The following is a 16,597-nucleotide window of genomic DNA, read 5'->3' as shown; positions in this document are numbered from 1 at the left end:
TGGACAACGGCTGATCCCACCCCGCGGGGAGCCGGTCCGCACACGGGGGCGGACCGGCTCCCGGCGTACGCGGCGCGCGCCGAGACCGCCGTCGGCCCCATGCTCCCGCGCGTCGGTCATCGATTCGCGGGGAATGCCACACGCCTACCGCAACCGATCGTGACAAGCGCCGCGAGTGCGAGGACGATCATGCCCGCAGGCAGAGCGGGCGCGCCCACACCACCGACGACTACGGCCCCCAAGGCGCCGCCAGCGAAGATCGCCAAGTTGAATGACGTCGTCAGCATCGCGTTCGCCACGTCGGCGTTCTCGCCCCCGGCCACGCCCATGGCCGTCTGCAGCTGCGTCGCCGCGCCACCGAACGCGATGCCCCACAGGACGATCGCGAGGAGCCCGAGCACCGTGGACTGCTGCGGAGCGATGAAGATCGCCCCGGCGACGACGAACAGCGTCACGCTCGCCAGCGTGAGTGTGCGAAGTGCGCGGTCGATGAATACGCCGGTGATCCAGATACCCCCGAGCGCGGCGACGCCGAAGACGAGGAGCGCGGCGTCGGGCCGGAGCGCCAGGTGCATCTGCCGCAGGTAGGGGGCGATGTAGGTGTAGAGCAGGTTGTGCGCGAGCATCCAGGTGAACACGGTGCCGAGGATGGCCGCGACACCGGGAAGGCCGAGCACTCGGGCGAGCGGTATGCGTGTCTGCGTCGACTGCCCCGCGGCGTCGGGTACGAGGAACTTCGCGCAGATCATGACGATGACACTGAGCAGTGACATCGCGGCGAAGGACCAGCGCCAGCCGACCGTCGAGCCGAGCCAGGAGCCGAGGGGCGTGCCGATGGAGAGCGCGACCGGTGTCCCGGTCATGGCGATGGCGAGGGCGCGCCCCGCGTGCTCCGGTGCGGCGATCCGCCGGGCATATCCGGCGAGCATGCCCCACAGCAGGCCGGAGAAGGCACCCCCGACGAACCGGGCGACAAGGGCGATGGCGAGCGATGGCGATACGGCGGTGACGGCGTTCGCCAGGAGGAATCCGAGCAGGCCGATGAGGAGAAGCGGCTTCCGCCGTGTCCCGCGCGTCAGCATGATCGCCGGTATCGCCGCGAGGACCGTTCCGATCGCGTAGGCACTCACGAGCTGACCGGCCCCGCCCTCGGAGACCCCGAGCCCGGTGGCGAGTTGCGGGAGCAGTCCCGCAGGCAGGGTCTCGGTCATGATCACGATGAATCCGGTGCACGCCATCACCAGCAGCGCGGGCACGGGAAGGGGTTGATGCGCTTGCGCGTGGGTCGGCGCAGGGCACGTTGTGGTCATCGGGGCGCACTCCTTCGCGAATTTCGGATTGATCGATCCGATATTGACGACGGGCTGCGGCGGCTGTCAAACTGGATCAGTCAATCCGGATTGAAGGAGGTTCCTTGTGCCCCCCGTCGGCCGCCCCCGCACCTTCGACCTGGAGGCCGTCCTGGAGGCCGCGATGTTGCTGTTCTGGGAACAGGGCTACGAAGCGACGTCGCTGGCGCAGCTCCGCGAGGCCACAGGGCTGTCCTCCGCGAGCCTGTACGGCGCATTCGGGTCGAAGGAGGGCCTGTTCGAGCAGGCCGTCCAGCACTACATCGCCGGGCCGGGCAGTGTCACCGATGTCGTCGCCGACGAGGCGGTCGGCCCCCGTGAGGCGATCGCCCGGCTCCTGCACGGCTCGATCGACATGCAGACCGACACCTCCCACCCTCGCGGATGCCTCGTCGCTCTCTCGGGGACGGTCCAAGCGCCGGGGGCGGGGGAGGCGGGGGCGCGAAAGGTCGTAGCGGCGCGCCGTGCGGCGGACCGGGCGCGCATCAGGGAGTGCGTGGTGCGCGGCGTCGGCTCGGGGGAACTGCCCGAGGACACCCAGGTGGACGGTGTTACGTCAATGATCCACGGGTTCCTGCTCGGCATCTCGACGCAGGTGTGCGACGGCGTACCGGCCCGGGACCTCCACGACGCGGCCGATGCGGTGCTCGCGGGCTGGGGTTGACGCCTCAGGTGGTGGTCAGTCGGTCGAAGTGGCCTGCCTTGGCGGCGCGTATGAAGGCGCCGAAGGTGGTGGAGCGGGTGGCGAGGATGGTGTTGGGCGCGTCGCTCTCGCGGAGTTGGAGGGTGCCGGTGCGGTCGTTGCGGACGTAGACGCAGTTGGCCGCGTTGCCGCTGTACGACGACTTCCGCCAGGTGTTGGGGGACACGGAGGTTCCTTCGCTAGAGGCCCTGTGCGATCCGGTAAATCATGTCGCGCGACTCCGTCGGGGTGAGCGCGAGGGTCGCCATGCGGTCCAGTGTGCTGCGGTACCTGGCGAGTTGGGGCTGGGTGTCCAGGAACTCGGAGCCATGGTCCGTGTCGAGTTCGACGGTGTCCATATGCGGGACCTCTCCGCTGAGGTGCACGATCGCCTGGCCGGAACTGGGGAAGGCGCCTGAGCCGAAGGGGATCACCCGTACTGTGATGTGTTCCTGCTCGCTCAAGGAGAGCAGGTGTTCAAGCTGTGCGCGGGCGACATCGGTTCCGCCGAAATCCATGCGCAGAGCGGCCTCGTGGATGATCGCGTCCAGTGGGGTCGGTTGCTCACCGTAGAGAATCGCCTGCCGTTTGATCCGGTAGGACACCCGGTGCTCGACCTCGGGTGGGGAAAGCGGCGGTTCGACGGCGTTGATGATGACGCGAGCGTGATCCCTGGTCTGTAGGAGGCCCGGCAGGTGGATGACGCAGGCGATCCGCATCGCCTGGGCATGGTGCTCCAGCTCGGCCATGTCGAGCATGCTCGGCGGCAGGATGTCGCGGTACTCGTCCCACCAGCCCCGCGTCCGGCCGCCCGTCATCGCCGCGAGGGCTTCGATCAGGGCCGGGTCCGTGCAGCCGTACGCGCGGGCCGTCGCCCGTACGCGGTCCGCGCTGACGGCGTAGGCGCCGGACTCGATGCTGCTGACGCGTGACTGCGACGAACCGAGGAGCGCGCCCGCCTGCGTGGCGTTGAGGTCGGCCCGTTCGCGCAGCCGACGCAGCTCGGCGCCGAGTCGTCGTTGCCGGATGGTCGGCGGAAGCTTGATCCGGGCCATCGCGCGTTCCCCTCGCTCACATGGCTGCGCCGTCACCCACACGAGGGGTGTTATGACGTATCCCATCGATTCTATCGGCCGCATCATAGCGGGGACCTATGGTGTAACTCATGCGCCAGGTCAGGGCGTTGTTCCGTTCAACTCCTCCTCGTGACAGGAGATATCGATGGCCACCGTATCCCCACAGAATCACTCTCCGAGCCGTTCGATTTCGACGGTGAAGTGCGCTCCCTCGTCCTCGACACCGCACCCCGACTCTTCGCCGTCGTCCAGGAGTTCGCCCTGGAAGACGGCTGGCGGGACGCCGAGGTCGCGGCGTGGGGGCTCGCGTACGAGGACGGGCGGGTGGACGTGATCAGCGCCGACGGGACGCGGAGGTTCAGCCTGCCCTCGGCTGAGCGGGCCACCTGGCACTACGGGCGGATGGACGGCGTCACCGCGCGGCTGGTGTGGCTCACGCCGTCGCGCGCGGCCACGTTCGATCGGGCCGAGGCGGCCTGACCCGCTAGTCGCGGGGGAGCAGGGTGCCCAGCGGGCCGAGGTCCAGGTTGAGGTCTTCCATCGTCAGGCCGTGCTGGTCGCACAGCTCCGTCATCCGCTCGTCCAGGTGCATCAGCGTCGTGCCGATGCGGTCGATCTGGTCCTCGGTGAGGCCGCCGTCGTCGATGCGGCGCAGGGCCTGGCGTTCCATCAGCTGGCGGAGGAGTTCGACCACCGTCAGGACGAGGGCGACCAGGTCGCGGCCCATCGCCTCGGTGTCGAGGTCGACGCGGGTGTCGGTCACAGCGGGCCGCCGTCGGTCCAGGGGGCGGGGACGCGTTCGTTGACGGAGGAGAGCAGGGCGTGCAGGGAGAGCCGGATGAGGGGGACCTCGGCGATGGCGATGACGAGGTCGCCGCTGACGACGACCCCGGTGGCGAGCACCCGGTCGAGGAGATCGACGAGGGGGACGCCGATGGGGCCGTGGGCCTCGGCGGGGACGGTGCCCCAGGCGGCGGTGGTCATGGGGCGGTCCCGGTGTCGGTGAAGGAGTACGGAGCCCACGGGCCGGACAGTTCGATCTCGACGGCGGGCTCGTCACCGCGCAGCGACGTCAGGGCGGCGCGGAGTTCGCGGGCGCGGGCGGTGTCGAGGAGGTAGGCCGCGTTGAGGATGTGAGTGCGGTGGGGGCCGGTGACCTCGGGGCCGTGGGGGCGTAGGCGCCGGGCGGCCACGGCGAGGCTCTGGACGGCGGCGTCCACGCGCTCGGCGGCCTGGAGGGCGGCGCTCTGGCGCTGTTCGCGGCCCTGGTGGCGGTTGCGTACGCGGTCGAGGTAGGCGCGGCCGGTGCGTGGGGCGGGGTCCGGGGTGGGGGTTACGGGCGCGGTCGGCGCGTAGACCTTGACGCCCCATTCGGCGCGGCCCGCGAGCCGGTCGAGGGCGGCGAGGAACGCGGTCTGTTGCGACCGCAGCGCCTCGCGGACCCGGGCGTCGCCACGGTAGAGGGTGGCGAGGGGGAGGGGGACGGTCGCGGTGACGGACGCGACGGCCGTGATCACCTCGTGGTGGGCGCGGGCGCACCGTTCGAGTTCGGCGCGGTCGGACAGCCGCCGCCGCAGGGCCTCTTCGGCGTAGTCGGAGGCCGATACGTCCTGGACGACAGCGGTGAGCGGACCTGCGGGCAGCGTACGGACGGGGCTGCCCGGGTCGAGCCCGGCCAGCCCCGTCGGCGCGGGACCGCCGTGGGGGCGGCAGACGGCGTAGGTGTAGGTGAGGACGGTCATCGGCGGTTCCCCCGCTCGCCGGACGCAGGGGCGGTCAAGCGCCGTCGCTTCCCGGGGCGGGTGCCGGGGGCTGCCGTGTGGGTGCCCGCGCCCGGGCCCGCTGCGGTCAGGTCTCCCGCGACGGCAGGCGCCTCGTACGGGCGGCGTACGGCATACGCACGGGCGGTCATGCGCCGTCGCCTCCCGCCGGGGTCGCGGCGGTCAGTTCGCCGGACTCGACGGCCTCCAGCCGCTCCCGCAGCAGCGCGTTTTCTTCCGCGAGGGCGTCCCGTCTCGCTCGGGAGGACAGCGCCGGGTCGGTCTCCCACCAGTCGATACCGGCCTTGCGGGCGGTGTCCACGGACGCGACGAACAACCGCAGCCGGATGGTGAGGAGTTCGATGTCCAGGAGGTCGATCTTGATGTCCCCGGCGATGACGATGCCCTTGTCGAGGACGCGTTCCAGGATCTCGGCGAGGTCGGACGTCGGCGGGCCGGTGGTCGGGGGTGGGGTGCGGAGGAGGTCGTGGTCAGTCACGGCGGGCTCCCCGTTCCAGCAGGTCCAGCAGGCGGTCTTCTTCGCGGTCGAAGTCGTCGGGGGTGATCGCCCCGGACTCCAGGGCCTCGTTCAGGGCGGCGAGCCGGGCGCGGATGACGGACGGGTGGCACATCTCCCGCTCCGCCGCGTCCCGCAGGCAGTCCGCGACCCACACCACACCCCGCACCGGCGCCAGCGGGAGGAGCGCGATCTCGCTCAGCACGCCCATGCGGGCTCCACGAAGCTGTAGCAGGGCAGCGGGCCGGTCAGCCGCAGTTCGACGTGGCCGCCGTGTTCGGCGGCGAGGCGGTCGACGGTGCTGCGGAAGCGGCCCATCTCGGCGCGGGCGAGGAGGAAGGACGCGTTGAGCACGCACCCCGGCACCTCCGGCCCGGCCACCCGCTCGTCCGCCACCTCCGACAGCGCGGCCAGCACCGCGGCGGCGGTGGCCGTGGCGCGGCGGGTCAGCCCGCGGGCCACGGCCTCGCCGAGCCGGAGGCTGGTCTCGTAGCCCGGGTTGCGGCGGGCGGCCGTGCGCAGGCGGGCGACCTCGGGGTCTTCCTGTACGAGTGACCGCAGATCGCCCTGCGCGGGGACGGCCTTGAGGTTCATCTCGACGCGGCCGTCGACCCGTTGGAGGGCGGCGAGGCAGTCGCCGTGGGAGGACTCCAGCTGGCGCCGCACCACCTCCTCATCCGGCGCGACCATGCCGAAGCGCATGGGCAGGACCGGGCCGTCGGCCGCGAGGGCGAGCGCCAGTTCCTGGTGGGCGAGGAGGTCGCGCCGTTTGGCGCGCAGGCCCGCCGGGGCGTCGCTGACGACAGCGGCCAGCTCACCGGCGCGCAGCGTACGCAGCGGCGCGGGGTGGGCGCCGACGCCGGTGCGGTCGGGTGGCAGGACGCGGCGGGCGTGGACGACGCCGTAGACGTACACGCTGCGGGGCGCGGCGGCGGTCTCGGCCATGGTCAGTCCTCCTCGGCGCGGCGGCGCGTGCGGGCGGGCGCGGCGCCGCTGGTGCGGCGGGGGCGCGGGCGGGGCTCCGCTTCCGGTTCGTCGTCCTCATCGCCGCCGACCGCCCGCTTGACCTTGTCCTCCACGGCGCCGACCGCCTTCTTGACCTTCCGCTTGCCGAGGCCCTGCGCTACGGCGCCCGCCCCGCCCCCGCCGAACAGCTCGGGGACGGTGCGGCTGGTGCGGTCGTGTTCGAGGTCGACGCGATTGCAGGCCTCCGCGAAGCGCAGATACGTGTCCACGCTCGCGACCACGACCCGGGCGTCGATCTTCAGGATCTCGATGCCGACCAGGGAGACCCTGATGAACACGTCGATCACCATGCCGCGGTCGAGGATCAGCTCCATGACGTCGTACAGGGTGCCCGCCCGCGGAACGCAGACGACCTCTTCGGTGTAGGTGGTGGGAGCCATGGCGGAGAGGTCCTTTCAGCAGTCGTCGGCCGCACCGCGCCGGTAGCGGCGGACCCTCCGGTACTCGCGCAGCTCGCCCCGCTCGTCGAGATCCACCTCGTACGTGGCCAGCAGGCTCGTCGTATCGGGGATGCGGGCGACCTCCAGCACGTCCACGCTCACCCGCCAGCCGTCCTCGGTCCGGCGCACCGCCGAGACCCCCTCGGTGGGGTGGGTGATCAGCGCGGCGAGCCGTTCGCAGGCGTGCCCGGCCGCCTGCTCGGGGCCGGACCCGGGCTCGCGCTCCCGCTCCCGCGTCCTGCCACGGCTGGTCTCGGCGCCGGACGCGCGCCGCTCTCGCTCTGCCATGTGCATCAGTCTGTTCACAGCCCGTGCCCGCCCGCGCGCTGAGCTGGGCCGGACGTGGGCAGTGTGGTTCCCGTGCATCCGGGCCCTGCGGCACTCCCGCTTGTCGTACCGTGAGCTGGGCACCCTTGGAGGCAGAGGACACATGACCACGCAGCCGGTCCACGATGGCGGAGCGCTGATCCCCAGACCCGAGAAGACCTTCCCGGCACTGCGTGCCGCTCTGGCGCAGGTCGCGCCCTCCCGCTTGGCGGAGATGACCTCTGAGCGGGACACGGTGTTCACCATGGCCACGCAGTCCAACAGCTTCGGGCCGATCGCCATGTTCCAGGTCAAGTGGGCCACGGTGATCGAGGTCGAGCGGTTTCCCGACGTGGCCCGGCGTCTGCACGCCGCCGAGCACACCGCTCAGACGCTCGGCAAGGAAGATCCGAAGTGGCAGGCCGCCATGGATGAGATCCGGGAGATCATGCAGGCTGCGCGCGGATAGGTGGTTCGCGCCCCGCCCCCTTCGCGCGTACGCGGCGTGCCCGCCGTCTGCGGCGAATTCCGGACCATCGCCAGGTGCCCCGCCCTCGTGGTGTGCGGTGGACGCAGTGCCGCGGGCTCATAACCGTCCGACGGACCGCAACGGATCGGCTGCCGTCGGCCCGGCGCCCGCCGATCCGCACCCGGCGCCGTATGACCGTACGACCGGACAAACCGCGCCCGGCGGAGGATGTCGGCGCGGGGCCGTACTCTGGAAGACCCCCGGCCCGTGTGACGTGTCGGGTGGTTCGCGTTGTCCGCCTCCGGGATGGAATTGCCCTTTATGAGCCTCACCGGTCTGCTCGACGCCGTCGTACGGGACCCCGCGCTCGCCGAGGCGGTGCGCGGTGCCGCCGATGGAAACCGCCCTCATGTGGATCTGGTCGGCCCGCCCGCCGCCCGGCCCTTCGCCGTCGCCGCGCTGGCGCGCTCCGCCGGGCGGCCCGTGCTCGCGGTGACCGCCACCGGCCGGGAGGCGGAGGATCTGGCGGCCGCGCTGCGGTCGCTGCTGCCGCCGGACGGGGTGGTGGAGTATCCGTCGTGGGAGACGCTGCCGCATGAGCGGCTGTCGCCCCGGTCGGACACGGTGGGCCGCAGGCTCGCCGTGCTGCGCAGGCTCGCGCACCCGAGCCCGGACGATCCGGCCGCGGGGCCGGTGTCGGTCGTGGTGGCGCCGGTGCGTTCGGTGCTGCAGCCGCAGGTCAAGGGGCTCGGCGAGCTGGAGCCGGTGAGTCTGCGGGCTGGCGGGAGCGCCGATCTGGGGGAGGTCGTGGACGGGCTCGCGGCCGCCGCGTACTCCCGGGTGGAGCTGGTCGAGAAGCGCGGCGAGTTCGCCGTGCGCGGCGGCATCCTGGATGTCTTCCCGCCGACGGAGGAGCATCCGCTGCGGATCGAGTTCTGGGGCGACGATGTCGAGGAGATCCGTTACTTCAAGGTCGCGGACCAGCGGTCCCTGGAGGTCGCGGAGCACGGGCTGTGGGCCCCGCCCTGCCGTGAGCTGCTGCTGACCGACGACGTACGGGAGCGGGCCGCCGCCCTCGCGGAGGCGCACCCGGAGCTGGGCGAGCTGCTGGGCAAGATCGCCGAGGGGATCGCGGTCGAGGGCATGGAGTCCCTGGCCCCGGTGCTGGTCGACGACATGGAGCTGCTGCTGGACGTGATGCCCGGGGGCAGCATGGCGATGGTGTGCGACCCGGAGCGGGTGCGCACCCGGGCGGCGGACCTGGTGGCCACGTCGCAGGAGTTCCTGCAGGCTTCGTGGGCGGCCACGGCGGGCGGCGGGGAGGCGCCGATCGACGTGGGCGCGGCCTCGCTGTGGGGTCTTGCGGACGTCCGGGACCGGGCGCGCGAGCTGGGCATGATGTGGTGGTCGGTGAGCCCCTTCGCGGCCGACGAATCCCTTGACCAGGACACCCTGAAGCTCGGCATGCACGCCCCCGAGTCGTACCGGGGCGACACCGCCCGCGCGCTGGCCGACACCAAGGGCTGGCTCGCCGAGGGGTGGCGCGCGGTGTACGTCACCGAGGCGCACGGCCCGGCGACCCGGACCGTCGAGGTGCTGAGCGGTGAGGGGATCGCGGCGCGGCTCGACGCGGACCTCGCCGAGATCAAGCCGTCCGTGGTGCATGTGGCATGCGGCTCCATCGACTTCGGCTTCGTCGACCCGGGCCTCAAGCTGGCCGTCCTCACCGAGACCGATCTGTCCGGGCAGAAGGCGGCGGGCAAGGAGGGCGCGCGGATGCCCGCGCGCCGCCGTAAGACGATCGACCCGCTCACCCTGGAGGCGGGCGACTTCATCGTCCACGAGCAGCACGGCGTCGGCCGCTACATCGAGATGGTGCAGCGCACCGTGCAGGGCGCGACCCGCGAGTATCTGGTGGTCGAGTACGCCCCGGCCAAGCGCGGCCAGCCCGGCGACCGGCTCTACATCCCGACCGACCAGCTGGAGCAGATCACCAAGTACGTGGGCGGCGAGGCCCCCACGCTGCACCGGCTCGGCGGCGCCGACTGGACGAAGACCAAGGCGCGCGCCAAGAAGGCCGTCAAGGAGATCGCGGCCGACCTGATCAAGCTGTACTCGGCCCGGATGGCCGCCCCCGGCCACGCCTTCGGCGCCGATACGCCCTGGCAGCGCGAGCTGGAGGACGCGTTCCCGTACGCGGAGACGCCCGACCAGCTCACCACCATCGGCGAGGTCAAGGAGGACATGGAGAAGTCGGTCCCGATGGACCGGCTGATCTGCGGCGACGTCGGCTACGGCAAGACCGAGATCGCGGTGCGCGCCGCGTTCAAGGCGGTCCAGGACGGCAAGCAGGTCGCGGTCCTGGTGCCGACCACGCTCCTCGTCCAGCAGCACATGGGCACCTTCACCGAGCGGTACGGGCAGTTCCCGGTCGTGGTCAAGGCGCTGTCCCGGTTCCAGACCGACACCGAGGCGAAGGCCGTCCTGGAGGGGCTGCGGGAGGGCTCGGTCGACGTCGTCATCGGCACCCACCGGCTGTTCTCCTCCGAGACCAAGTTCAAGAACCTGGGCCTGGTCATCGTGGACGAGGAGCAGCGCTTCGGCGTGGAGCACAAGGAGCAGCTGAAGAAGCTCCGGGCCAACGTGGACGTGCTGACCATGTCCGCCACCCCCATCCCGCGCACCCTGGAGATGGCGGTCACCGGCATCCGCGAGATGTCCACGATCACCACCCCGCCGGAGGAGCGCCACCCGGTGCTGACCTTCGTCGGGCCGTACGAGCAGAAGCAGATCGGCGCGGCCATCCGCCGTGAGCTGCTGCGCGAGGGCCAGGTCTTCTACATCCACAACCGGGTCGAGTCCATCGACCGGGCCACCGCCCGGCTCCGCGAGATCGTCCCCGAGGCGCGCATCGCCACCGCCCACGGCCAGATGTCGGAGGGCGCGCTGGAACAGGTCGTGGTCGACTTCTGGGAGAAGAAGTTCGACGTCCTGGTCTCCACGACGATCGTGGAGTCGGGCATCGACATCTCCAACGCCAACACCCTCATCGTCGAGCGCGGCGACAACTTCGGCCTCTCCCAGCTGCACCAGCTGCGCGGCAGGGTCGGCCGGGGCCGCGAGCGCGGCTACGCGTACTTCCTCTACCCGCCGGAGAAGCCGCTCACCGAGACCGCCCACGAGCGGCTGGCCACCATCGCCCAGCACACCGAGATGGGCGCGGGCATGTACGTGGCGATGAAGGACCTGGAGATCCGCGGCGCGGGCAACCTGCTCGGCGGCGAGCAGTCCGGGCACATCGCGGGCGTCGGCTTCGACCTGTACGTACGGATGGTCGGCGAGGCCGTCGCCGACTACCGGGCCACGCTGGAGGCGGACGGCGGCGAGGTGGAGGAAGCGCCGCTGGAGGTCAAGATCGAGCTTCCGGTCGACGCGCACGTCCCGCACGACTACGCACCGGGCGAGCGGCTGCGGCTCCAGGCGTACCGGGCCATCGCCTCGGCCAACGGCGAGGACGACATCCGCGCCGTCCGCGAGGAGCTGACCGACCGCTACGGGCCGCTGCCCGAGCCGGTGGAAAACCTCCTCCTGGTCGCGGGCCTGCGGCTGCTGGCCCGCTCCTGCGGCGTCGCCGACATCACGCTCCAGGGCTCCAACATCCGCTTCGGTCCTGTGGAGCTGCGGGAGTCGCAGGAGCTGCGGCTGAAGCGGCTCCATCCGCGAGCGATCCTCAAGCCCGCCACCCAGCAGGTCCTGGTCCCCCGCCCCGCGACGGCCCGCATCGGCGGAAAGCCGGTGGTCGGGCGGGATCTGCTGGCGTGGACGGGCGAGTTCCTGACGACGATTCTGGGGTCGTGACGGGGGTGTTCCCAGGGGCGTGACGGGGTCGTCGGCTGTCCTCAGGCGATGCGGATCTGCTGGTCGTCGACTTCGAGGACGAGGGTCAGCCGGGCACCCAGCGCCTGTGCGTAGGCGCGCATGGCGGCGAGATCCACGGCCTTTCCCTGCTCCAGCTGGGAGACCCGGGCCTGGCTGATACCGAGCTGGGTGGCGGCCTGCTGCTGGGTGAGGCCGCGCTCCCTGCGGAGCTGCCGCAGGTGGTGCCCCAGGAGGTGCGCCTCCTGGGCCAGGCGCGCCGCCTCCTTGCGCGTTGCCCACTCCGCCTCGTCGACCTCGGGATGTGCCTCGCGGCGAGCCTGCTCGGCTCGCCGCTTGACCTCGCTCCATGAGGTGAAGCCAGTCATTCCGCCTCCTTCTCCTTGTGGTCGAGGTACTGCTGATACCGCTTCTCGGCGAGCGGTACGGCCTCGTCATACCAGCGGCGCCAGTGTCCGGCTTTGTCGCCCGCGACGAGAAGGATGCCTTCGCGCTCGGGGTCGAAGACGAAGAGGATGCGGATCTCGGTCCGCCCTGCCGAGCCGGGGCGTAACTCCTTGAGGTTGTGCAACCGGCTGCCGTGGATCACGTCGGCCATGGGACGACCGAGGCCGGGGCCTACCTCCGCGAGGAGTTCCACGGCCTGTTCCACCGCGTCGGCCGAATGCGGATCGTTCACGCAGAGGGCGAGGAACCATTCGGCCACCTCGTCATGGATGTTGATTGACCACGTCACGAGCGAGTATAAGCATTCGCTTGTAGAAGCGCAGGGGGCTCTTGGGCGGTATGTCACCCGAACGTGGCTCATGCGCGGAACAGGGCCGGACGCCACGCGACACCCCCGTGGTCGCGCGGCGTCCGTCCCCGGATCGGAGGAGGCCGAGGCGGCCGCGGCGTGGTGGGCCCGGCGGGCCGGGCCGGATCGCGGAGCCGTGTGCTGGAGGGGAATCCGCGGGTACGGCTCTGAGGGGAGGCGGGGTGGGTTCCGGAGCGGCCGCCGGGCTCAAGGAGGACAGTAGGCGCGGGCGGCCGGGGCGGCGAGGAACGAAGTGCACAGTGACACCCCTGTTCGGTTGTCGTTCGAACGGTGACCCGTGAGGCGACCCGTGAGCGGTCGGCTCAGAGGTCGCCCAACGCCCGCATCGCCAGCCACAGTTCATGCTTCGCGCTTGGCGCGCTCAGCAGCGACCGCCCGAGCGCGTCCTCGGCCCTGACCAGCCGCTTCCGGGTCCCGGGCAGGGAGATCCCGAGGGCGGAGGCGGTCGCGGGCAGCCGGGCGTCGGCGCGCAGCCAGGCCCGTACCGTCTCGGGACCGGCCGTCAGCTTCGCCTGCTCCAGCGGCCGCAGCTGGGCCCGCGCCCAGACCGCGGCGGTGGGCGCGGACAGCAGCCCGTCGAGGGTGGCCGGGTGCCCGGCCGGGGCCGTGCCGCGCGGCGCCTGGTGCAGCCGCAGCGCGAGCCAGGCGGCCGACTGGGCGGCCAGGCTGTGGCTGACGTCCACGCCGAGCAGCCCGTCGAGGTGGCGCATCCGCGCCGCCAGCGTATTGCGGTGGATCTTGAGATGGCGGCTGGCCGCGCTGCCGAAGCTGAGCCACGAGCCGAGGGTGCCGAGCAGCTCGGCCGGGCCGGGGTCGGCGCGGCGGGTCGGCGCGTACTCCAGGCATGGCCCCAGCAGCTCGCCCGCCCAGGCGTGCCCCTCCGGGCTGGCCAGCACCGTCACATCACTGTGCCCGCCGAAACCGGCGGACCGCTGCGGGGCGTTACGGGCCACCGCCAAGGCGTGGAACGCCTGTTCGTAGCCGACCGGGGTGTCCCGCAGCGGGATCTCCGCGCTCACCCCGACCCGGCACTCCGGCTCCTGCCGGATGATCAGCCGGTCCAGCGGCTCGCCGTCCGCCCCAACCACCCCATCTCGCTGGGACGGGACCAGCGCGATGAGGTGGTTGGGGCGCACCGGACACGGCACGACCCACGCCCGGCCGCGCCCCACATCATGGATCCGCTCCGCGATCTCGCCCCGCCGGTCGATCGGGCACTCGATCACATACACCTGGACCACGGCGGGCAGCGCCGGGCGCAGCGCGGCGGCGATGCGCTGCGCCGCGGGCAGGCTGCCGACCATGAGCAGATGCAGCACCGCCTCCCGGCTGTGCGCCTCGGCCGACTCGACGCGGCGCCGCGCCCGTTCGGCCTCCTCGACGCGCCAGCACAGGCCGAGGGTGCGCGACGCGTCGGCGAGCAGCACCTCGCAGCGCGGCGCGGTGGGCGCGACGATCGCCAGGTACGGCGCCGGGCCCCGGGACTCCGCCGACCCGAGCGACACCAGGTGCACCGGGCGCGCCTCGCCCCCGCCGAGCACCCCGGACGGCGCGCCTCGGCGGTGCAGCGCGATGGCCGCCTCGGCGGCCAGCCGCCGCAGCGACGCGGGCGGCGGCGGGTCGTCCGCGGTGGCCAGCACGGAGCCGTCGGCGCCGACGAGCAGGGCGGGGCCCCCGGTGCGCCGGGTCAGCCACCCGAGCATGGCCCGTACCGCCCCGCGCCGGGCGGAGAGCCGGGCGAGGGCGAGTACGTCGTCGGCGCGTTCGGCTCGCGCGTCGGAGGGCGAAGCTGGCATGAACCGCACCTTAGTGCCCCTGGTCCGCCCCCGGTGAGGCCCCTTTCGCCACCCCTTAGGGTCTTTGGCGTGACCGCCGTCATCGCTGCCATGATCACCGCCGTCGTCGGTGTCCTCGGCACGCTCTTCGCGCCCCTGCTGCACCAGCGGTTGACGGCGCGTCAGCGCGCGGAGGAGGTCCGTACGGAGGACCGCCGCCGCCGTTTCGAGGAGCGCCGGGCCGCCTACACCGCCATGAACCGCGCCTCCCGGCAGTTCCACACCCTCCTCAAGGACGCGCTGCACCGCATCCGGGACGGCGTCTACACGGACGACGACCGCGACCGGCTGGAGGAGGCCCGGCGCGACTACCGGGACCGCTACGCCGAGGCCCAGATGATCGTCCCCGAACGGGTCCTCACCGCGTCCCGCGACCTGAACACGGTCCTCGCCGGAATCGACGCGATGGCCAAGCGCATCGACCGGAGGCTGCCGAGGGAGGGGGAGACCCCCGGGGCCGCCCTGCTCCAACTGAAGGACGCCGAACCCCGGCTGTCGGCGATGCGGCGCGTCATGCGGGAGGACCTGGGACTCACGGACTGAGACCCGCGCCCGGCCGGACGTCATCACGTACCTGGAGCGCATCCAGCCTGGCGCGGGCCCGGGCGGCGCGGCTCAGCGGCCCACCGCGTAGCCCTGGGCGCCGCGTGGGTTGGCTCCGGCCAGCAGGACGCCCGTCTCCGGGTCGCGGGCCACCGCGCACAGCCGTCCCTCCGACCACGGCCCGCCCACCACCACGTCGTGGCCGCGCCGCCGCAGTTCCGCCACCGCGGGTTCGCCGATCCGCGACTCCACGACCACCCGGCCCGCCGTCATCGCGCGGGGGTGGAAGGAGCCGGGGAAGCTCTCCTGGTGCCAGTTGGGGGCGTCGATCGCGCCCTGGAGGTCGAGCCCGTTGCGTACGGCCGCGCCGCCGCGCAGCGCGACGTTCACGAAGAAGTGCAGCGCCCACTGGTCCTGCTGGTCGCCGCCCGGGGTGCCGAAGGCGAGGACCGGGGTGTCGCCGCGCAGCGCGAGCGACGGGCTGAGGGTGGTGCGGGGGCGGCGGCCGGGGGTCAGGGAGTTGGGCAGGCCGGGGTCCAGCCAGGCCATCTGGAGCCGGGTGCCGAGCGGGAAGCCGAGCGCGGGGACGACGGGGTTGGACTGCAGCCAGCCGCCGCTGGGGGTGGCGGCGACCATGTTGCCCCAGCGGTCGACGATGTCGAGGTGGCAGGTGTCGCCCCGGGTGATGCCATCGCCGCCGACCGTCGGCTCCCCGCTCCCGGGCGCGGCGACCGGCCCGGTGGTCCCGGACGCCGCGCGGGCGGCGGCTGCTAGGGCCTGCTGGCTCAGCCGGGGCGCGCGGCCGCCGAGGTGCCCAGGGCGCAGCTCGTACGAGGCGTGCTCGCGCACCAGCGCGCGCCGCGCGTCGTTGTACGGGCGGGAGAGCAGATCGGTGAGCGGTACGTCCGCGTCGGCGTCTCCGTACCAGGCCTCCCGGTCGGCCATGGCCAGCTTGCTGCCCTCGATGAGGGCGTGCAGCTGGTCGGGCCCACCCAGATCCTCCGCGTCCAGACCCTCCGGCAGCAGGGCGAGTTGCTGGAGGAAGACCGGCCCCTGGCTCCAGGGCCCAGCCTTGCAGACCGTCCAGCCGTTCCAGGTGTACCGGACGGGGTCCTCGTACGTGGCCTCGAACCCGGCCAGGTCGTCGCCGGTGAGCGTGCCCGCGTGGCGTTCCCCGGAGGAGTCCATGGCGGGGCGGGCCGCGGCGGCGGCCAGTTCCTCGGCGATGAAGCCCTCGCGCCACACCCGGCGGGCCGCCTCGATCTGTGCCTCCCGCCCCGGTCCTGCCGCCTCCGCCTCGGCGACGAGCCGCCACCAGGTGGCGGCGAGGGCGGGGTTGGTGAGCAGCCGCCCGGCGGCGGGCGACCGGCCGCCCGGCAGATACAGCTCGGCGGAGGCCGTCCACTCCGTCTCGAACAGCTCCCGTACGGTCTCGACCGTCTCGCCGACCCGCTCCACGGCGGGGTGGCCGTGCTCGGCGTACCCGATCGCGTACCGCAGCACGTCGGCGAGGCGCCGCGTCCCGTGGTCGCGCAGCAGCAGCATCCAGGCGTCGAACGCGCCGGGGACGGCCGCGGCCAGCGGGCCGGTGCCGGGCACCAGGTCGAGGCCGAGCCCGGTGTAGTGGTCGATGGTGGCCCCGGCGGGCGCCGGGCCCTGCCCGCACAGCACGGTGGGCGGGGAGCCCGCCGGGGCGAGGATGACCGGCACCTCACCGGCGGGCCCGTTCAGGTGCGGCTCGACGACGTGCAGGACGAACCCGGCGGCGACGGCCGCGTCGAAGGCGTTGCCGCCGTCCTCCAGGACGGCCATGGCGGACTGCGACGCCAGCCAGTGCGTGGACGACACCATGCCGTACGTGCCCTGGAGGGTGGGCCGGGTGGTGAACATGCAGCTCCCTG

The 16,597-nt window shown here is 72.6% G+C and carries 20 protein-coding genes; 5 read left to right on the top strand and 15 right to left on the bottom strand.

Annotation, left to right across the window (positions count from 1 at the left end; all coding sequences use genetic code 11):
- Positions 1 to 116: 116 nt before the first annotated feature.
- Entirely contained in the window at positions 117 to 1,310 is a 1,194-nt protein-coding gene (locus tag ACFV9T_RS38370; RefSeq protein WP_385447348.1) for an MFS transporter, read from the bottom strand.
- A gap of 106 nt (positions 1,311 to 1,416) precedes the next feature.
- Here ACFV9T_RS38370 and ACFV9T_RS38365 point away from each other — a divergent pair, with 106 nt between their 5' ends.
- On the top strand, positions 1,417 to 2,013 hold the full coding sequence (locus tag ACFV9T_RS38365) for a TetR/AcrR family transcriptional regulator (protein WP_385447346.1): 597 nt from the start codon (positions 1,417 to 1,419) through the stop codon (positions 2,011 to 2,013).
- A gap of 4 nt (positions 2,014 to 2,017) precedes the next feature.
- Here ACFV9T_RS38365 and ACFV9T_RS38360 read toward each other — a convergent pair whose 3' ends face one another.
- Both ACFV9T_RS38360 and ACFV9T_RS38355 read right to left on the bottom strand, forming a co-directional pair.
- Positions 2,018 to 2,218 carry a DUF397 domain-containing protein gene (locus ACFV9T_RS38360; protein ID WP_385447344.1) on the bottom strand — a complete coding sequence of 67 codons (201 nt, stop codon included), beginning with the start codon at positions 2,216 to 2,218 and terminating at the stop codon, positions 2,018 to 2,020.
- Positions 2,219 to 2,231: 13 nt separating this feature from the next.
- Entirely contained in the window at positions 2,232 to 3,086 is an 855-nt protein-coding gene (locus ACFV9T_RS38355; RefSeq protein ID WP_385447342.1) for a helix-turn-helix domain-containing protein, read from the bottom strand.
- A gap of 150 nt (positions 3,087 to 3,236) precedes the next feature.
- Between ACFV9T_RS38355 and ACFV9T_RS38350 the strand changes: the two genes are divergently transcribed.
- Positions 3,237 to 3,587: a hypothetical protein gene (locus ACFV9T_RS38350; protein WP_385447341.1), complete on the top strand. Its 351-nt coding sequence runs from the start codon at positions 3,237 to 3,239 to the stop codon at positions 3,585 to 3,587.
- Positions 3,588 to 3,591: 4 nt separating this feature from the next.
- Here ACFV9T_RS38350 and ACFV9T_RS38345 read toward each other — a convergent pair whose 3' ends face one another.
- The 8 genes from ACFV9T_RS38345 to gvpO all read right to left on the bottom strand — a co-directional run bounded on the left by ACFV9T_RS38345 (position 3,592) and on the right by gvpO (position 7,138).
- On the bottom strand, positions 3,592 to 3,870 hold the full coding sequence (locus ACFV9T_RS38345) for a gas vesicle protein K (protein ID WP_385447339.1): 279 nt from the start codon (positions 3,868 to 3,870) through the stop codon (positions 3,592 to 3,594).
- A complete protein-coding gene (locus ACFV9T_RS38340) occupies positions 3,867 to 4,091 on the bottom strand; it encodes a gas vesicle protein (protein ID WP_055548419.1) in 225 nt (74 codons plus the stop codon). Before ACFV9T_RS38340 ends, ACFV9T_RS38345 begins: the two co-directional genes overlap by 4 nt.
- Complete coding sequence (locus tag ACFV9T_RS38335; RefSeq protein WP_385447337.1) at positions 4,088 to 4,849, bottom strand: GvpL/GvpF family gas vesicle protein; 762 nt, start codon at positions 4,847 to 4,849, stop codon at positions 4,088 to 4,090. The genes ACFV9T_RS38340 and ACFV9T_RS38335 overlap by 4 nt, the downstream gene beginning before the upstream one ends.
- Positions 4,850 to 5,015: 166 nt before the next feature.
- On the bottom strand, positions 5,016 to 5,366 hold the full coding sequence (locus ACFV9T_RS38330; protein ID WP_385447335.1) for a gas vesicle protein: 351 nt from the start codon (positions 5,364 to 5,366) through the stop codon (positions 5,016 to 5,018).
- Positions 5,359 to 5,595 carry a gas vesicle protein GvpG gene (locus ACFV9T_RS38325; protein WP_385447334.1) on the bottom strand — a complete coding sequence of 79 codons (237 nt, stop codon included), beginning with the start codon at positions 5,593 to 5,595 and terminating at the stop codon, positions 5,359 to 5,361. Before ACFV9T_RS38325 ends, ACFV9T_RS38330 begins: the two co-directional genes overlap by 8 nt.
- Positions 5,583 to 6,329 (bottom strand): GvpL/GvpF family gas vesicle protein, encoded by a 747-nt coding sequence (locus ACFV9T_RS38320; RefSeq protein ID WP_385447332.1) that lies wholly within the window; start codon positions 6,327 to 6,329, stop codon positions 5,583 to 5,585. Before ACFV9T_RS38320 ends, ACFV9T_RS38325 begins: the two co-directional genes overlap by 13 nt.
- Before the next feature lie 2 nt (positions 6,330 to 6,331).
- On the bottom strand, positions 6,332 to 6,790 hold the full coding sequence (gvpJ, locus tag ACFV9T_RS38315) for a gas vesicle protein GvpJ (protein ID WP_385447331.1): 459 nt from the start codon (positions 6,788 to 6,790) through the stop codon (positions 6,332 to 6,334).
- Positions 6,791 to 6,805: 15 nt separating this feature from the next.
- Positions 6,806 to 7,138 (bottom strand): gas vesicle protein GvpO, encoded by a 333-nt coding sequence (gvpO, locus tag ACFV9T_RS38310; RefSeq protein WP_385447329.1) that lies wholly within the window; start codon positions 7,136 to 7,138, stop codon positions 6,806 to 6,808.
- A gap of 142 nt (positions 7,139 to 7,280) precedes the next feature.
- Here gvpO and ACFV9T_RS38305 point away from each other — a divergent pair, with 142 nt between their 5' ends.
- Positions 7,281 to 7,625 carry a hypothetical protein gene (locus ACFV9T_RS38305; RefSeq protein WP_385447327.1) on the top strand — a complete coding sequence of 115 codons (345 nt, stop codon included), beginning with the start codon at positions 7,281 to 7,283 and terminating at the stop codon, positions 7,623 to 7,625.
- 321 nt (positions 7,626 to 7,946) lie between these two features.
- The gene (gene mfd / locus ACFV9T_RS38300) at positions 7,947 to 11,483 is read left to right on the top strand and encodes a transcription-repair coupling factor (RefSeq protein ID WP_385447325.1); all 3,537 of its coding nucleotides are present in this window, start codon (positions 7,947 to 7,949) and stop codon (positions 11,481 to 11,483) included.
- 41 nt (positions 11,484 to 11,524) lie between these two features.
- On the opposite strand, the gene ACFV9T_RS38295 is transcribed toward mfd, so the two are convergent.
- From ACFV9T_RS38295 to ACFV9T_RS38285, 3 genes are all read right to left on the bottom strand, one after another.
- Entirely contained in the window at positions 11,525 to 11,869 is a 345-nt protein-coding gene (locus ACFV9T_RS38295; protein ID WP_385447323.1) for a helix-turn-helix domain-containing protein, read from the bottom strand.
- Entirely contained in the window at positions 11,866 to 12,237 is a 372-nt protein-coding gene (locus tag ACFV9T_RS38290; RefSeq protein ID WP_184503560.1) for a type II toxin-antitoxin system RelE/ParE family toxin, read from the bottom strand. Before ACFV9T_RS38290 ends, ACFV9T_RS38295 begins: the two co-directional genes overlap by 4 nt.
- A 383-nt stretch (positions 12,238 to 12,620) precedes the next feature.
- Positions 12,621 to 14,114 carry a helix-turn-helix domain-containing protein gene (locus tag ACFV9T_RS38285; RefSeq protein WP_385447321.1) on the bottom strand — a complete coding sequence of 498 codons (1,494 nt, stop codon included), beginning with the start codon at positions 14,112 to 14,114 and terminating at the stop codon, positions 12,621 to 12,623.
- A gap of 69 nt (positions 14,115 to 14,183) precedes the next feature.
- Here ACFV9T_RS38285 and ACFV9T_RS38280 point away from each other — a divergent pair, with 69 nt between their 5' ends.
- A complete protein-coding gene (locus ACFV9T_RS38280; RefSeq protein ID WP_385447319.1) occupies positions 14,184 to 14,696 on the top strand; it encodes a hypothetical protein in 513 nt (170 codons plus the stop codon).
- Between the two features lie 72 nt (positions 14,697 to 14,768).
- Here the strand turns inward: ACFV9T_RS38280 and ACFV9T_RS38275 are convergent, their stop codons facing one another.
- On the bottom strand, positions 14,769 to 16,586 hold the full coding sequence (locus ACFV9T_RS38275) for a gamma-glutamyltransferase family protein (RefSeq protein ID WP_385447318.1): 1,818 nt from the start codon (positions 16,584 to 16,586) through the stop codon (positions 14,769 to 14,771).
- Between the last annotated feature and the right edge of the window lie 11 nt (positions 16,587 to 16,597).

This window comes from Streptomyces sp. NPDC059850 (assembly GCF_042731515.1).
Classification (GTDB): Bacteria; Actinomycetota; Actinomycetes; order Streptomycetales; family Streptomycetaceae; genus Streptomyces.
The sequence above is the reverse complement of the archived record's forward strand: the minus strand, read 5'-3'. Positions and strand labels throughout refer to the sequence as shown.

Excerpts from the sequence above, each read along its gene's own strand:
- ACFV9T_RS38355 (WP_385447342.1), bottom strand. The coding sequence starts at position 3,086 with ATGGCCCGGATCAAGCTTCCGCCGACCATCCGGCAACGACGACTCGGC.
- ACFV9T_RS38295 (WP_385447323.1), bottom strand. The coding sequence starts at position 11,869 with ATGACTGGCTTCACCTCATGGAGCGAGGTCAAGCGGCGAGCCGAGCAG.
- ACFV9T_RS38335 (WP_385447337.1), bottom strand. The coding sequence starts at position 4,849 with ATGACCGTCCTCACCTACACCTACGCCGTCTGCCGCCCCCACGGCGGT.
- ACFV9T_RS38320 (WP_385447332.1), bottom strand. The coding sequence starts at position 6,329 with ATGGCCGAGACCGCCGCCGCGCCCCGCAGCGTGTACGTCTACGGCGTC.
- gvpJ (WP_385447331.1), bottom strand. The coding sequence starts at position 6,790 with ATGGCTCCCACCACCTACACCGAAGAGGTCGTCTGCGTTCCGCGGGCG.
- ACFV9T_RS38340 (WP_055548419.1), bottom strand. The coding sequence starts at position 4,091 with ATGACCACCGCCGCCTGGGGCACCGTCCCCGCCGAGGCCCACGGCCCC.
- mfd (WP_385447325.1), top strand. The coding sequence starts at position 7,947 with ATGAGCCTCACCGGTCTGCTCGACGCCGTCGTACGGGACCCCGCGCTC.
- gvpO (WP_385447329.1), bottom strand. The coding sequence starts at position 7,138 with ATGGCAGAGCGAGAGCGGCGCGCGTCCGGCGCCGAGACCAGCCGTGGC.
- ACFV9T_RS38370 (WP_385447348.1), bottom strand. The coding sequence starts at position 1,310 with ATGACCACAACGTGCCCTGCGCCGACCCACGCGCAAGCGCATCAACCC.
- ACFV9T_RS38275 (WP_385447318.1), bottom strand. The coding sequence starts at position 16,586 with ATGTTCACCACCCGGCCCACCCTCCAGGGCACGTACGGCATGGTGTCG.
- ACFV9T_RS38305 (WP_385447327.1), top strand. The coding sequence starts at position 7,281 with ATGACCACGCAGCCGGTCCACGATGGCGGAGCGCTGATCCCCAGACCC.
- ACFV9T_RS38325 (WP_385447334.1), bottom strand. The coding sequence starts at position 5,595 with ATGGGCGTGCTGAGCGAGATCGCGCTCCTCCCGCTGGCGCCGGTGCGG.
- ACFV9T_RS38285 (WP_385447321.1), bottom strand. The coding sequence starts at position 14,114 with ATGCCAGCTTCGCCCTCCGACGCGCGAGCCGAACGCGCCGACGACGTA.